This is a genomic window from Gemmatimonadota bacterium (assembly GCA_009835325.1).
GTDB lineage: Bacteria > JAAXHH01 > JAAXHH01 > JAAXHH01 > JAAXHH01 > JAAXHH01.
This window is the reverse complement of the sequence record VXWP01000046.1, coordinates 82913-98766: the sequence shown is the minus strand read 5'-3', so window position 1 is coordinate 98766 and position 15854 is coordinate 82913. Positions and strand designations below refer to the sequence as shown.

General features: G+C 58.9%; 9 protein-coding genes. 6 read left to right on the top strand and 3 right to left on the bottom strand.

The genetic code is table 11. The features are described from left to right. From F4Z81_06035 to F4Z81_06015, 5 genes are all read left to right on the top strand, one after another. The coding region (locus tag F4Z81_06035; GenBank protein ID MXW04609.1) for an FtsX-like permease family protein at positions 1–1655 on the top strand (1655 nt) is incomplete at its 5' end. Between the two features lie 4 nt (positions 1656–1659). Further along, the gene (locus tag F4Z81_06030) at positions 1660–2925 is read left to right on the top strand and encodes an NAD(P)/FAD-dependent oxidoreductase (protein ID MXW04608.1); all 1266 of its coding nucleotides are present in this window, start codon (positions 1660–1662) and stop codon (positions 2923–2925) included. Continuing rightward, positions 2922–5315 (top strand): FtsX-like permease family protein, encoded by a 2394-nt coding sequence (locus tag F4Z81_06025; GenBank protein MXW04607.1) that lies wholly within the window; start codon positions 2922–2924, stop codon positions 5313–5315. The genes F4Z81_06030 and F4Z81_06025 overlap by 4 nt, the downstream gene beginning before the upstream one ends. Positions 5316–5342: 27 nt before the next feature. Beyond that, the gene (locus F4Z81_06020) at positions 5343–6098 is read left to right on the top strand and encodes a class I SAM-dependent methyltransferase (protein ID MXW04606.1); all 756 of its coding nucleotides are present in this window, start codon (positions 5343–5345) and stop codon (positions 6096–6098) included. 53 nt (positions 6099–6151) lie between these two features. Continuing rightward, complete coding sequence (locus F4Z81_06015) at positions 6152–6562, top strand: ankyrin repeat domain-containing protein (GenBank protein ID MXW04605.1); 411 nt, start codon at positions 6152–6154, stop codon at positions 6560–6562. Positions 6563–6636: 74 nt separating this feature from the next. On the opposite strand, the gene F4Z81_06010 is transcribed toward F4Z81_06015, so the two are convergent. Beyond that, a complete protein-coding gene (locus F4Z81_06010) occupies positions 6637–11727 on the bottom strand; it encodes a hypothetical protein (protein MXW04604.1) in 5091 nt (1696 codons plus the stop codon). A gap of 506 nt (positions 11728–12233) precedes the next feature. On the opposite strand from F4Z81_06010, the gene F4Z81_06005 reads away from it, so the two are divergent. After that, positions 12234–12596, top strand: a complete 363-nt coding sequence (locus tag F4Z81_06005) for a hypothetical protein (GenBank protein ID MXW04603.1) — start codon at positions 12234–12236, stop codon at positions 12594–12596. A gap of 29 nt (positions 12597–12625) precedes the next feature. Here F4Z81_06005 and F4Z81_06000 read toward each other — a convergent pair whose 3' ends face one another. Further along, positions 12626–13813 (bottom strand): Gfo/Idh/MocA family oxidoreductase, encoded by a 1188-nt coding sequence (locus tag F4Z81_06000; protein MXW04602.1) that lies wholly within the window; start codon positions 13811–13813, stop codon positions 12626–12628. Further along, positions 13785–15824 carry a DUF3857 domain-containing protein gene (locus F4Z81_05995; protein ID MXW04601.1) on the bottom strand — a complete coding sequence of 680 codons (2040 nt, stop codon included), beginning with the start codon at positions 15822–15824 and terminating at the stop codon, positions 13785–13787. Before F4Z81_05995 ends, F4Z81_06000 begins: the two co-directional genes overlap by 29 nt. Between the last annotated feature and the right edge of the window lie 30 nt (positions 15825–15854).

The following is a 15854-nucleotide window of genomic DNA, read 5'->3' as shown; positions in this document are numbered from 1 at the left end:
GGGAACGGGGCGGCCGCTTCGAACTCTTCCTGCAACCGGTGACCGATATCCATCTCCATTCCAATCTCGAGCACGAGACCGGTGCCAACAGCGACATCGCCTACATCTACATCCTTTCGGCTATTGCCCTCTTCATCCTGGTCGTCGCCTGTATCAACTTCATCAACCTGTCGACCGCCCGGTTTGCCGGCCGGGCCAGAGAAGTGGGCTTGCGCAAAGTGTTTGGCGCGCATCGTTCCCAGCTGATCCGGCAGTTCCTGGGAGAATCGGTCCTGGTAACCGCCCTGGCGCTGATGATCGCCCTGGCGGCTCTTTTTCTGATCTCACCGTATTTCGACAGTTTCGCGGGAAAGCCGGTAACGACGGAATTCACGAGTGCCGGTATCTGGTGGCTCGTCCTTCCAGCCGGCGCGCTGCTATTAGGCTTGCTGTCCGGAAGCTACCCGTCACTCCTGCTTTCCGCCATGCAGCCGGTACAAGGCGTGCTGGGAGGCCGACAACTCGAAGCGGCCGGGGGACTGTCGCGGAAGATCCTGGTGGTCATTCAGTTTACGATATCCATCGCCATGATCATCAGCACGGGCATTTTGTTCGATCAGATGGAATACCTCCAGAGCAAGCAACTGGGTTTCGACAAAGACCAGGTGATCGTGATACCAACGGTTGGTGACGTATTGGAAGACTTCCTGCCCTGGAAAGAAGCCTTGCTGCAACATTCCGGCGTGGCCGCGGTGACCCACAGCAGATCCCTTCCGGGGCTCGAGGGCAACATAGGACAGGTATCGACCGGCACGATACAACGCGTCGATGATCCGGACAATGCCAGGCATGATGTGCAGGGCCTGAACGTCGGGCTGGATTTCGTGGAGACCCTGGGCATGGTTGTGCTTGCCGGCCGGGCACATAGCAGTGTGCTGGTCAGGAAATCCGAGGAAGGGAACGTCGTGATCAACGAAACGGCGCAGCGCGTGTTGGGCTGGACCACGCCGGAGGCGGCCATTGGCCAGGAGGTCCGTTTCGGTAACGGTTCGACGCAGACGGTGATCGGTGTCGTCAGGGATTTCCATTTTCGATCGTTGCATTTGAAAATAGAGCCGATCGTGCTGTTCCTGGGCGGTGGCCTTCATCTGGCCGTCCGCCTTCACCCTGACGACACGGAGCATACGCTGGATTACATTGAAAGCCAGTGGTCGAAGTTTTTCCCAGGTTTCCCAATTGCGTATACGTTTCTAGACAAAAACATCGAACGACTGTACAGATCTGAAGTACGGATCGGTTACGTATTCGGCATATTCGCCCTGGTGGCTGTTTTCCTTGCCTGCCTGGGCTTGTTCGCGCTGGTTTCCTTCACCGTGGAACGGAGAACCAGGGAGATCGGCGTACGCAAAGCGGTGGGTGCTTCCATCCGACAGGTACTGGTGTTGTTGTCAGGAGAGTTCGTAGTTATTGTACTCATCGCAAATGTCTTTGCGTGGCCGGCGGCCTGGCTGATCATGCAACGCTGGCTCGAGTCCTTCGCCTACCGTACGGAGATCGGTTGGGAGATCTTTTTACTTTCCGGCGTCACCGCCCTGATGATTACGCTGATCACCATCAGTTACCACGTGGTCAGGACCGCCTTGACCAATCCGGCGGACGTGCTGCGAAGCGAGTAACCCCATGAAACAGGTCGTCATCGTCGGAGGGGGTTTCGCCGGCCTGAACGCGGCCAAGAAACTCGGCGGCAGGCGCGATGTCCGTGTAACCCTGGTCGACCGGCAGAACTACCACCTGTTCCAGCCGTTGCTCTACCAGGTGGCCATGGCCGGGCTGTCGCCCGCCGATATCGCCACGCCTATACGCAGCGTGCTTGCCCGCTGCAGGAACATCTCGGTGCTGCAGGGATCGGTCGAAGGTGTCGACCCGCAGGCGCAGACCGTATCGGCGGATTTCGGCCGGCTGGCGTTCGATTACCTGCTGCTCTGTTGCGGGTCGGTACCAAGCTATTTCGGCCACGGAGACTGGGAAGAGCACGCGCCGAGCCTGAAGACGATCCCGCAGGCTACCGAAATACGCCGCCGCTTGCTGAGCGCCTTCGAAGCGGCGGAACGGACCGACGATCCCGACCTGCGCCGGCAACTGCTGACCTTCGTCGTCATCGGTGGCGGCCCGACGGGCGTCGAGCTGGCGGGCGCCATCGGGGAGATGAGCCGATTCACCCTCGCCAGGGACTTCCGCCACATCGACACCCGCCTTACCCGGGTCATCCTGATCGAGTCGGGTCCGCGCATCCTCTCGATGTTCTCCGAGCAGCAGGCGGTCCGGGCGGCGCGGGACCTGGAAAAACTCGGCGTGCAGGTCTGGCCGAACACCCTGGCGACGGAGATCGACGAGCACGGTGTGCAGGCGGGCACGGAGCGCATACAGTCCTCTACGGTGCTCTGGGCGGCGGGTGTACGGGGGGTTGAAGTCGTCGGCCGGGACAGCATCGAGACAGACCGTGGGGGCCGCGTCGTGGTCAACGAAGACCTGAGCATCCCGGGATACCCGAACGTGTTCGTCGCCGGCGACCAGGCCTGTTTTACTCACCAGACTGGCACGCCACTTCCGGGCACGGCGCCCGTGGCGATCCAGCAGGGCCGGTTCGTGGCACGGACGATCTGCCGCGATCTCGCGGGCCAGCCGCGCAAGCCCTTCCGGTTCGTCGACCGTGGCCAGATGGCGACCATCGGCCGCAGCCGCGCCGTCGCGGAAATCGGCAGGCTCAGGTTCTCCGGCTGGTTCGCGTGGATCACGTGGCTGGTGGTCCACGTCTACTTCCTGGTGGGCTTCAAGAACCGATTGCTGGTCGTGCTGCACTGGGCCTGGTCCTACGTGACGTTCCGGCGCGGCGCCCGGCTGATCGTCGAACGGGAGTGGCGGTTCGGCGGACGCAAGGAGGAATGATGCCGGGAAGCCACATCGCCATGGCCCTGCGTCACATGGGCCGGTACAGGGGTTACACGGCCACTAACGTCCTCGGTCTCGCCGTCGGGATGATATGCGTCATCCTGATCTTTCTGTACGTGCGCTACGAACTGAGCTACGACCGCTACCACGAAAAGGCCGACCGCATCTACCGGGTAACGCTCAACGACAGTGCGCGGTCGCCCCGTGAACTGGGTCCGATGCTCCAGGCCGACTTCCCCGAAATCCAGCACTTCGCCCGGATGCTTCCCACCATCGGCACGTGGATCATGAAGCACGAAGACCGGATCTACTACGAGAAAAGCGTGTACTGGGTCAACAATGAATTGTTCGACGTCTTTACTTTTCCCCTGGTGAGAGGCGATCCGGATCACGCCCTGGAATCGCCGTACACGGTGGTCATCAGCGAAGACACCGCCCGGAAGTACTTTGGCGATGAAGATCCCATGGGCAAAACGATCATCGCCGACAACGGATACATGCTGCTGACCGTCACCGGCGTCATGGAGAACATACCGGAAAACGCCCACTTCCACGCCGACTTCCTGATTTCCCTGGCTTCAGCATACGACAAGTTCGAATGGAACAGGTCTGCGGGGATCTGGTTCTCCACGCTGTTCTATAACTATATCGTCTTGCCGGAAGGCCATCCGCTGGAGGAGACCCAGCGGAAACTGCCCGGTTTCGTGGAGAGACATGTCGAAGCGAGTTACCTGGAAGATCTCGACCGTTACGAATTGTCGCTGCAGCCCGTCACCGACATTCACCTATATTCCCATCTCGAAAATGAGCACGGCGCCAACACCGATGTGGCCTACGTGTACATCCTGATCGCCGTCGGGCTGTTCATCCTGGTCATCGCTTCGGTGAATTATGTAAACCTGTCTACCGCACAGTTTGTGCACAGGACCCGCGAGATCGGTATGCGCAAGGTACTCGGTGCGTCCCGGGGACAGTTGATACGGCAGTGCCTGGGGGAATCGGTCCTGATGACCATCATGGCCGTGTTGATCGCCCTGGCGGCCGTGTATTTCATCGCGCCGTATTTCGACGCGCTGCTGGGTCAACCGATCGTCTCGGCCGATGGGCTGCACCCCCTTTGGTGGCTCGCCCTGCCGCTCATCGCGATCCTCATCGGACTCCTGTCGGGCGCATACCCGGCCCTCGTGTTTTCCTCCATGCGGGCCATTCCAGGGCTCAAGGAAGGACGGCCGTACCTGCCCGGTGGAGCGTGGTCCCGGAAGATCCTGGTCGTTTTTCAATTTGCCATTTCCACCGCGCTGATCATCGGCACCGGCATCCTGTTCAGCCAGTTGAACTTCATTCAGCACGAGAATCTGGGCTTCGAAAAGGACCAGGTGATCGTGATTCCGACGGTCGAGCAAGTGGCGACCAACTACCAGCCGTGGAAGGACGTCCTGTTGCAGCACCCCCGTGTGGAGGGCGTGAGCCAGGCCATAACCCTGCCCGGCCTGTTCGGAACCATCGGCCGACCGTCGACGGGCACGATGCAGCGCGTCCAGGATCCGGACCACGTCAGGCACAGCGTCCATGGTTTCCAGGCCGCCGTGGACTTCGTGGAGACGATGGGCATGGAACTGCTCGCGGGCCGGTCCCATCGCGGGGCTTTCAGAAACGACACGGAGTGGAAGCACATCGTGATCAACGAGGCGGCGGTGCGCGTCCTGGGCTGGGAGACGCCCGAAGAGGCCGTCGGGCAGCAGATCCGGTTCGCCAGTGGATACACGCACACGGTGATCGGCGTGGTCCGGGACTTCCACTTTCGGACCCTGCACCTGGAAATCGAACCGCTGGTGCTCTTTCACGGCACCGGCCTGCACCTGGTGGTCCGGATCCGGCCGGAGGATATCAGGAGCACCCTGGATAACATCGAAGCGGCATGGTCGGATTTCTTCCCCGATTTCCCTTTTGCCTTTACATTTCTCGTTGAAGACATCGGCCGCCAGTACCGAAACGAAATGCGTATCGGCTACTTCTTCGGCGTGTTCGCCCTGGTGGCGGTTTTCCTGACCGGCCTGGGTCTCGTCGCCCTGGTTTCGTTTACGGCCGAGCGGCGCACTCGGGAGATCGGCGTTCGAAAGGCACTGGGCGCTTCCGTGCGCCGTCTGCTCGGCATGCTGTCCGCCGAATTCGTCGTGCTCGTGCTTGTGGCCAACATCGTTGCCTGGCCGGCGGCCTGGCTGATTATGGGGCGCTGGCTGGATAACTTCGCCTACCGGATCGAGATGGGGTGGGGGATTTTCTTTGCTTCCGCCGGCGCCGCGCTGTTGATTTCGGTGGCCACCATCGGCTATCACGTGACCAGGGCCGCGCTGGCCAATCCCGCGGAAGTGCTGCGCAGTGAGTGAGCAATGGAGGACCGGATGGAAGGGCCGATGAAACCTGCACAATCCTGGGACCCGGAACGCTACGCCCGAAACGCCCGGTTCGTGGCCGACCTGGGTATGCCGGTGGTCGAGTTGCTGGATCCCCAACCCGGCGAACGCATACTGGACCTGGGATGTGGCGACGGGGCGCTGACGGCGAAACTGGTCGACATGGGTTGCAGGGTCGTCGGCGTGGACAGCAGCGCGGAGCAGATCGAGGCGGCGCGGAAGCTGGGTCTCGAAGCCCACGTCACGGACGGGCACGCGCTGGACTTCGAAGGTGAATTCGACGCGGTGTTCAGCAACGCTGCCCTGCACTGGATGGGCCATCCCGACGAGGTGATCGCGGGCGTACGCCGCGCGCTCAAGCCCGGCGGACGATTCGTGGCGGAATGCGGCGGGCACGGGTGCGTGGACACCATCGTACAGGCACTCACTGAGGCGTTGAAACGACGCGGCCTGTGGGAGGATGGAATCAATCCCTGGTATTTCGCTACTGACGAGGAGTACCGGGGACGGCTGGTCCGGCAGGGATTCGACGTGCAGTACATCGCGCTCATCCCCCGGCCCACCCCGCTGCCCGGAGATATCGGCGGCTGGCTGGAGACCTTCGCCGAAAGTTTCACGTCCCGGGTGCCGGTTGCGGATCGACCGGGGTTTCTCGACGAAGTCCGGGAAGCTATGCGGCCCGCGCTGTGCGATGCGAACGGCGCATGGACGGCAGACTACATTCGGTTGCGGTTCGCGGCGGTGAGAAAGGGGTGAAGGAGGGGTGAAATGATGAACAGAACCGACAAAACCAGAAAGGATACCTGAATATGTCTCCCAAGAAGGCAGCACTAGATTCGGAAATGGTACATCGTTTCGTGTACGACGCCCACAGCGATTTCGAGAGCGTCAAGGCATTGCTGGACAAAGAACCTGCACTGGTCAATGCCTGCTGGGACTGGGGCGGCGGCGACTGGGAAACCGGGCTCGGGGCGGCCGCGCATATGGGGCGCAGGGACATCGCGGAATATCTGCTGCAGCATGGGGCGCGCATCGACCTCTATGCCGCGGCCATGTTGGGGAAACTGAGCATCGTGCAGGCCGTTCTTGCCGACAATCTATCTGAAAAAGACAAGCCGGGTCCCCACGGGATTTCGCTCATGGCCCACGCGAGAAAGGGAGGCAAGGAAGCTGCGGAAGTCGTGAAACTGCTGAGGTCCCTGGACAAGAAACCGAAGTAAACGGAGAAATAGCGAATTGGCAGATCCAGGCCGGAATAGGTAAATTACAAGTACCGTTACTATTCCCCTGCGGCTCAATCGGGCACACCACGGCTGATCACGATCTCAAGACCGGTATCGGGAAGCGATGATCGTATATATGTCGCATCCCGAGTAGAATCGATCCCATCCGTGAGAATGCCTCGCACCCTGCCCGTCGCCCTGTCCAGCAGCAGCGCGCCGGGTTGACTCGTCCTGCGATCGATCGAAACGGCACCCTCCGGACCTTCCAGGGTAATAAGTTCCAGCCGAGGCAGCCATCCCGCTTCCATCGGCAATGTGAAGGCAAAAACCCCGCCTTCACCGTCTGCTATCTTTACCGTATCGAAGTCCAGTGTGAACAAGGTTCCGCCGGCCGCGCTGTTTCCCGTCAGGCGATAAGGACCGGTCTCGGCAGGCAAAGACACCGGCGCATCGACCATGAAGGCTGGCTTGAGGCTGATCTCCCCGCTTCCGTCCACGAACCCCCACAGTAGAAGGCTTCTGGACGAATTCGGCCGGGCCATTGGTATTTGTTGCGATTCTATGTAATGACGATAGTTCAAGGCCTTTATGAAGCTGTAGTCGCTGATCCACTGTGGTGAGCAATAGCCCATCAGATCCTTCGTATCCGGAGGTACAAGAAGGTCGTTTCGGGTATCGTAACCCCAGACACCGATGGATCCATCGGCATAAGGATAGCTGGCATCGACGGTAAACAGATTGGGACTCCCGCATGGAGTATGGCCAAGATTCATGTTGTGTCCCAGTTCGTGAGCGATCGTGTATCCAGCGAGACCCGATACGAAGGTCCTGCCTCCCGTGAACGCCGCCCCCCCTCCTGTACGTAAGACGCCCATGTAGTGACCCTGATCACCATCCAGTATATGGATCGCCCGGGTCTCGCTCAGAATGGCCGGATAGTTTTCGAATACAGGATCAACCGAAGTAAACACCTCATCTCGAATCGAGATACTGAGGTCTCCGACCGGAAGCAGGTTGCGCGTCTGCCAGAACAGTTCGTCATCGGACGATAACCCTTCGATTTCGGACAGAATCGACCGGTCCGGGTTTTCGATCCAAAGCAGTGGAACAAGGGTCAGGTCAAGGGGGGGTACGTCCCTGACGTCGACCGGCATCCGGCCCGTTGGAGGTATGCGCACGGGCATGTTCGAGTTCGATGAACTTGCACCGTCAGGGTCGATCTCCACGACTAATTCCAGTTCCGGCATGATCAACGACCCCGGTACTGACGCGTTTATGGAAGCCGACAACGATCCTTCGTCGGCCTCTTCAGGCGGCGGTGTGGGATCCCCGGGTATGTCCTCCACGTGCACGGTTGTGTTGTTGTGGTAAAAAGTAGCGCGTACAGGCGGCAAACTCGGATACTGGTCGTCTTCATTCGCCAGGAATACGCGCAGCAGTGCGTCCTCTCCGGCAACCAGGGGTACGGGATGGTCCAACGACTGTACGGCTTGCGTCAGATACATTGCCGGACCGGCGGACCTGATGCAATCCGGGACGCGGCCGAAGGCAAGGTTATTTAGCCATTCCTGGAATCCGTGGTCCGGAGGGGCGCAGAGTTCTGTGCCGAAGACATTGAGGTTTGCAATGTTGAGCGCGGAGAAAGACAGGGGCAGCGGGCCGGCGAGACCGGGATTGTCACCTAAGTTGAGTGTTCCAAGCAAGCTCAGGTTTCCCAATTCGGAAGGGACTGTGCCGGACAACTGATTCTCTTGTAGAAACAGTTCCCTGAGTCTGCCCAATTGACCGAGTTCGGGGGGTATCGATCCGGAAATCCGGTTGCCGTCAACCCGCAGGCTGATCAGTAAGGGCAGGTTGCCGAGTTCGGGGGGAATCGGACCGGTAAGCCGGTTGTTGCTGAGTGTAATACCAATCAGGTTACTCAACTGCCCTAACTGCGGTGGAATACTTCCTGTCAACTGGTTGTCCCAAACGGACAGGTGGTCGAGACTTTTCATGTCGCCGATTTCCGGCGGTATCGGCCCCGAAATTCGGTTCGTGAACAAAACCAGAGTTCTCAGATTCTCCAACCGTCCGAATTCGGACGGGATTGAACCGGTCAAGGCATTGTTACTCAGAAACATGCGATCGAGATTCTTCAGGTTTCCCAGTTCCGGCGGTATAGCCCCCGTCAACTCGTTGCCGCTGAGGGTCAGTGCGATGAGGTTGGTCAACTGTCCCATTTCAGGCGGTATGCTGCCTGACAACTCGTTGCCGCCGAGGGACAGGTGGACGAGTCCGGTGAGTTGACCTACCTCGGGGGGAATGATTCCGTGCAAAAAGCACCCGTCGAGGTTCAATGATCGCAGCTTGCTCAGATTCCCCAGTTCCGGCGGTATCGATCCGGACATGCGGTTTCCGTAAAGTCTGAGACCCACCAGGTGTTGCAGTTGTCCGATTTCAGGTGGCAGCCGGCCCGTAAGGTTGTTGCTGGCTAAGGAAATGCCCGTGACCCTTCCTTCGGCGTCCGTAATAACTCCGTGCCACATGTGTAACGGCTCATCGCTCAGCCAGTTCGTGCTTACGTTCCAATTCGGACCGTTCGTTTCCCGGTAGAAGGCAACCAGCGCTTCTCTATCCGAACTTGCCCCCACACAGATCGATACCTCGGCGTCTGATATCCCGCGCACCCATGACTGAAACTCGGTATCGGACGGAGCACAAAGATCCGTGCCGGCCAGATGGAGGACTTCGAGATTCAGTTTCAGCATCGACCGCGGCAGCGGTCCCGTCAATGCGTCGTTGCCGCTGAGATTCAATGATCGCAATGCTGATAGTATGGACAGAATCGGTGGTAGAGACCCATTCAGGTTGTTGTCGGCAAGATCCAGCCCGGTAACCTGTCCGGTGTCGTCGGTGGATACGCCATACCAGTCACCCGGCGGCTGTGTGCTCAGCCAGTTTTCACTGTTTGACCAATTAGGCCCGTCCGTCCCGTTGTACAGCGAAGTAAGCGCAGCTACCGTTGGATCGCCACAACGGGTAACGTGACGGTCGGGGATTCCGCTTAGCCAGTTCTCGAAATCATCGTCCAGCGGTACGCATAATTGTGTACCGCGCAGATCAAGTCCGCTTATGGTCAGTTTGAAGAAAGACCGCGGGACCGGTCCGCTCAGTGCTCGGTTGTTGGAGAGGTTCAGCCGCCTGAGGATTGCCAGGTTGCCCAATTCGGATGGCAGAGAACCGGTCAGCATGTTCTCCTGAAGTCTCAGATCCTCGAGGTTATTCAGTTGTCCCAGTTCTGGTGGAATGGGGCCGGTCAATCGGTTTCCATTTAGAAACAACAGCCTGACGGTTCTGATGTTGCCTAATTCAGGAGGAATAGGCCCTGTGAGCGAGTTCCTGCCTAAACCCATGAAATCCAGGTTTTTAAACCGCTCCAGCTCGGACGGAATGGGTCCGGATAGTCTGTTTGATCCCAGTGACAGATTACGAAGCCGTTCTATTTGTGCCAACTCTACGGGGATGGGTCCGGACAACCTGTTCACGCCGAGATACAAGCCACTCAGGGACGTCAACCCGCCAAGTTCAGGAGGTATGTAACCGGACAGCTTGTTACCTGAGATGCTTAAAAACCATAGTTTCTTGAGTTGTCCCAACTCGGCGGGTATAGGTCCGAAAAGGTCATTTCCATTCAATCGTAGAATCTGCAGGTGGCTGAGTTGGCCGATTTCCGGCGGGATCATTCCACTTACGTTATTGTTGTTGAGCGTCAGTTCGATGACGGCACCGAATTCGTTGGTCTCTACGCCGTGCCAGGTTCCCACCGGTGCATTGGAAAGCCAGTTTGTACCGTCCGTCCAGTTCGGACCGTTAGTCTGGTGATAAAATGCAACCAGCGCTTCTATTTCATCCGGATTGTTGGTACAAGTCGAGATCCTGGCATCTGAAATCGTCTCCAGCCATAACCGGAATGCAACATCAGAAGGTGCGCACAGTCCGGTTCCGTCTGCATGCAGTTCGTTGAGGGCAAGATCGGCAAGCGCCTGGGGTAAAGGACCCGCCAGGTTAGCATTATCGGTGAGGACCAGGCTGCGCAGGCGAACGAGTTCCGCCAGCACGGACGGCAGTTGTCCCTTGAGGTTGTTTCCCTTTAATTCGAGACCAATCACTCTCTCCTGGCCGTCGATAGCTACACCGTACCAATCGCCCACGGGCAAGCTGCTCAGCCAGTTTTCGTTATTGGTCCAGTTCGGACCGTCCAGTGTATTGAACAGCGTTACCAAAGCGTCTCTGTCCGGGCTGGGTATCGTTATCGTGATCTGCGAAGCAGCTGAAATGGTTCCGTACGTCGCGGTGATCAAGACGCTGCCGCTTTTTACCGCAGTGACCAACCCTTCCGGACTGACTACTGCCACTGATTCGTTGCCGCTCGTCCAGGTTACCGTAGCATCGGCTACCGGGTTATCGTTGCGATCGAGGACCTGTGCCTTAAGTTGGACCGTTTGGCCGATGGATGTCAATGTGGGCATAGCCGGTTCGATCACGATCTTTTCGGCGGATTGAGCTACTGTGACGTTCGCTGTCTGACTGGCGCTACCTGAACGGGCGGTGATGACCGCGGCGCCGTTCTCTACCGCAGTAACCAGGCCCTGGGCATTGACCATGGCGACCTGCTCGTCGCTGCTTTGCCAGGTCACCACGGCCCCGGTTATGGGTTGACCGTTTTCATCAAGTACGGAGGCGGACAGCTGAACGGTCTCCCCGATGGCCATGAGTGTCGCCATCGGTGGTTCGACCACGATCTTTCCGGCGGACTGAGCTACTGTGATATTTGCTGTCTGACTGGCGCTACCTGAACGGGCGGTGATGACCGCGGCGCCGTTCATTACCGCAGTAACCAGGCCCTGGGCATTGACTATAGCGACCTGCTCGTCGCTGCTTTGCCAGGTCACCACGGCCCCGGGTACCGGTTGACTGTTCCCATCAAGTAAGACGGCATTTAGTTGAACGGTCTCCCCGATGGACATGAGCGTCGCCATCGGCGGCTCGATCACGATACTACTTGCCGCCTGCGACACCGTGATGTTGGCTGTAGCAGACACGTTGCCAGATCGGGCTGTAATGACGACAGTCCCATTCTTTACGGCAACAACCAGGCCCAGATTGCTTACAGTCGCCACGCCCGTGTCGCTACTCGTCCATGTAACTGTGGCATTGGTGATGGCCGTGCCATTCTGATCAAGGACCCTTGTCGACAACTGGATTGTCTGGCCGATGGAATTCAGCGTAGCAGTAGCGGGAGTGATTTCTATACGGGTGGGTACAGGTACTACAGGAGGCGGTGGTTCCTGTGGTTCCGGTGTCGTCGGCCTGGTGGGGCTGTCTTTACCGCAGCTTGAGAACGCCACCGTCGCCAGAAGAGCGAACACAGGCAGTATACGAAGGCTCAAACAGCGCTTACGAAAATACACGGGAATTGCAACCTGGGCAGATTGTACTCAGTGCGACACAGCCTGTCGCATCCCTTCCAGAACGAGAATGGTTCGGCTGCCATGCACTTCAGTAAATGTCAGAAAATGCCAATTGAAAAACAGTAAGACAGAACAAACAACTGGGGAAGTTCCAATCAGGCAAGTGTATTATACTGTGTCAGAACCATATTTGAATACCCAGCGGAGGTATTACTGTGATCAAAACCATCCAGACCCATTCGTCGGAACGCGACGGCAAGCGGTACATCTGGTACACCGAAAGGCTCTGGGAGCTGGCGAAAGATCTACCGGAATACGATGCTGAAGTCGAACGTTTTGCGGAGCTGGACCGCGACTGCTGGTTCGGCGAGGGCAGGACGCCGACCATACGAGAGGTGGCCGATCATTGCCGACGAATCAACGAGACCGACCCTCGCTACCCCTTGATCATAAACGACAACGGTCAACTGATGGACGGCGGTCATCGGCTTGCGCAGGCATTGCTTGAAGGACGAAAGACCGTCAAAGCGGTACGGTTTGAAGAGATGCCGGAGCCGGACGAGATCGAGGAGTTGTGATCACAAGTCTTTTGTGCTTCGCGCCGCACCTACCCCATCCGCAGATTCCGGTCCTCAAGCGGCAAATCGACCCGCACGTTTCCCCGGCGGTGGGATTCCCTTAAGGCAATGGCGATTTCGAGGGCTTCGCGTCCGAATTCGCCCGGGCAGGTCGTCTCCCTTCCCGCTTCGATAGAACGGCATACTCCCTCGATGGCATCTATCATGGAACTCCTGGGATGCCACGGTCCGGGAAGGTGCGTCTGGGTGGGCGCACCGGTCTCGGGATGAGGCGTCCACAGTTCGAACTGGGCGTGGGCGTTGCGGGAGACGATGCGGCCAGTCTCGCCAATGAACTCGAGCGACCAGGCATAAGGCTGCGTTTCCGACCGGGAGTTCAGGATCGTCCGGATCCCGTTTTCGTACACGACGATCCCCGAACCGGGTACGTCGCCTTCGGAAGCGGCCTGCTCGTCCGTGTCGATCAGGCCGACGACCCACTGCGCGCGCGCACCGGAAAAGAGCCGCAACAGGGCCAGGGTGTGGCTCTGGATGTTGGACAGCGTCGACGGGCTGTGGCAGACCATGGACTTCAAGGGTCCGATGGCGCCTTCGGCAATGAGCCTGTGCGCCGTCGTATAGTAGCCATACCAGTTGAGATGGCAGGCCATGGCGAGGATGACGCCGTGTCTGGCGCAGGATTCGATCATGGCATCGGCCTCGGCCAGCGTGCGGCACATGGGTTTCGTGGCGAAGATGGCCTTCACGCCCCGTTCGGCCAGGCCCACCGTGATCTCCGCGCGCGGCTCGGGCCGGGTGGTCAGGCAGACCACGTCGATCGCTTCCTTCTCAACCATTTCGCGGTAGTCGGTGTACAGGGCCGCACAGCCCCAGCGCCGCCTGAAATCCGCGAGTTTGGCGGGGTCCTCGTCCGCGGCGGCCACGAGATCGATCCCCCGGGCTTCGATCATGGCCGGCGCATGCGCCCACGGCCACGGGTAGTGGGGCTGACCGACGTGCTCGTCGTCGATGGTGCTGCCCATCCTGCCGCAGCCGACCACGGCGCCGCGATAGGTATGCTCCGGTGCCGTGTCCCGCACGGTTTGAAAGGCCTTGAGTCCGGATTCCGGCATTGGCGTTCTTTCTTCGATATCAGCGGTCGACCTGATCGTCGTCGGAAATCCGAAGATGTCCTTCGACCCTATACAGTCACCTGTCCGGTAAGGTTCGCCTGACATCCTGCTTCAGTACCACCATGGCCTTGTCCGAATTCACGACCGTGCCGAAAAAGGCCTTCCAGTCGGCGTAGGATTCGCGTGGAATCTCACGGTGCCTGATCGCAAGGTGGCGCGTGTAGATCAGCGTGCCGTCCTGTACGGTATACCGGGTACGATACGAACCGAACCCGGTATCCATGTCCGTCTCTTCTGGCAGGTCGTCAACCACATATGACGGAGGAAGCGCAATGGACAGGGTATCGATTTCCGAAAACGGATGTGTAAAAGCGATGGCCTCCCCCATCTGATCGTCCGTGAACGGGTTCTGCTTCCACCGAATCATGACGTGAGGTCTGAAGAACATCAGCGCCCCGGCCCGGTTGGCATATCGTCCTGCGGTGACGCGGTACCGAATCTCCATCTTCTCGTCCAGATTGTTCAACGCCGAATGCTGGAAGCTGTCGAGCTTGATCCTGGGTACCCTGTTGCCAAGGTACTGCTGCAGCCATTTTTTTCTGTCCCCTTCGGTTCTTTGCTTCAATAACGATCTGAAGTTTATGCTGTGGTTTCCGGTGAAGTACTCTTCTCCCTCCAGGTGAAGATCTCCATCGGTCGAGAGCGCGGCCCGTACCGCCCGGTGCTTCACGTTCATTTCCGGTCCGAACAAAGGCGTTTCGATCAAATGGCCCTTGTCCGGGGTAACCACGAGCGCATGCGTCCCCTGGATGGACCAGGGCATGTCCGCCACGGACGCGGATTCCGAGGTGGCGTCGATCCACAGGCTTCTGCCGAACCGGTCGTGTTCCGGCCAGGCTTCGATCCAGCCCTCGGTCTCGGGTACGCCGGGCACGTATGCAATGCAGTGATTGAAATACTGCATGGGAAATTCCGGATCGATCTCGCCCACGTCCAGGGTGAGTACCAATGCGGGATACGCCGTGATCTCCGCTTCCCCCAGCAGGCTGACGATCATGGAGCTCATGTCCTTGCAGTCCCCGTACCTGTTGGTGAAGATGTTCTGTACGTGTCTGGGCTGAAATCCGCCGATGCCCATTTCCACCGCTACATAGCTGATATTTTTGCGCACGTAGTTCGCAATGGCCCTGATCTTCTCAAGCGGTGTTGCGGCATGTTGTATCAACTCCGCGACGACCTGTTTCATCGCGGGGCTCGGAGCGAGCCGGTCCTTGCTCAACCAGTGGTAGAGGCCGGAGATATCGTCCCAGGAGACCCGGTTGCGATCCGCCCACCGGGGATCGTCCGTGGCGCAGACATACCGGAGTTCCGTGGGCGGACTTCCCTGCACGTTGCCCAGTGGCACATCCATATCCTTCCACTCCCACACGGCCCCGTTCGCCTCGGTACGGGTATCTGCAAGGTGTTCTGTCTCGTATACACGGTGGCTATACGACCAGTCCTTTGCCACTCGAAGGGTGAAGCGGGCCAGGTGCGCAGGAAGCCATGGACGTTTGTCCTGTATCCTCCAGGCGCCGGAAAACCCCGTGGACCAGACCGGGTGCGTGTAGTGGGTTTCGACCTCGACGATGATCAGGTCGCCCATCGCCACTTCGGGGACGCTGAACAGCTTGTACCTGACGTCGCTGTATTCGATGTAACTCGCGTATCTTGGCACGTCGCGGATATCATCCTCACCTAGTTCGGTGACGTTTCCATCCGGTTTGAGCGTCCAGGCCCTGATCGAGACGATCCTGGAAAGCCGGTTGTATCCATAGACGTAATCGTGTCCGTGAACCACGCCCTTTTCGGTGAGAATCCGGACGACCCGCCTGTCCACATTCTTTTCAAGGGCGTCGTCGCCGCCGAAGGTGACGATCTTCTCCCGCAACAGGTACTCGGCGTCGGCCGTTTCGTCGTAGAAAACGGGACTATCGCCGGTGGATTCGATGGCGTCCCGGGCCCAATCCGGCAGTTTTTCGTTAGCGGCGGAAGCAGGCTGCGCCCACAGGAAGACCAGCACGGACGCCCACAAGATGACCGCTCTGACCGTGGTGTATGTATAGGGAGTCAACATGGCGAGCCATTCGGCACGAAGGCAACACCG

Bases quoted from the DNA above. Each gene is read 5' to 3' on its own strand.
- F4Z81_06000 (MXW04602.1), bottom strand. From the start codon at position 13,813: ATGTCAGGCGAACCTTACCGGACAGGTGACTGTATAGGGTCGAAGGAC.
- F4Z81_06025 (MXW04607.1), top strand. From the start codon at position 2,922: ATGATGCCGGGAAGCCACATCGCCATGGCCCTGCGTCACATGGGCCGG.
- F4Z81_06015 (MXW04605.1), top strand. From the start codon at position 6,152: ATGTCTCCCAAGAAGGCAGCACTAGATTCGGAAATGGTACATCGTTTC.
- F4Z81_06020 (MXW04606.1), top strand. From the start codon at position 5,343: ATGAAACCTGCACAATCCTGGGACCCGGAACGCTACGCCCGAAACGCC.
- F4Z81_05995 (MXW04601.1), bottom strand. From the start codon at position 15,824: ATGTTGACTCCCTATACATACACCACGGTCAGAGCGGTCATCTTGTGG.
- F4Z81_06030 (MXW04608.1), top strand. From the start codon at position 1,660: ATGAAACAGGTCGTCATCGTCGGAGGGGGTTTCGCCGGCCTGAACGCG.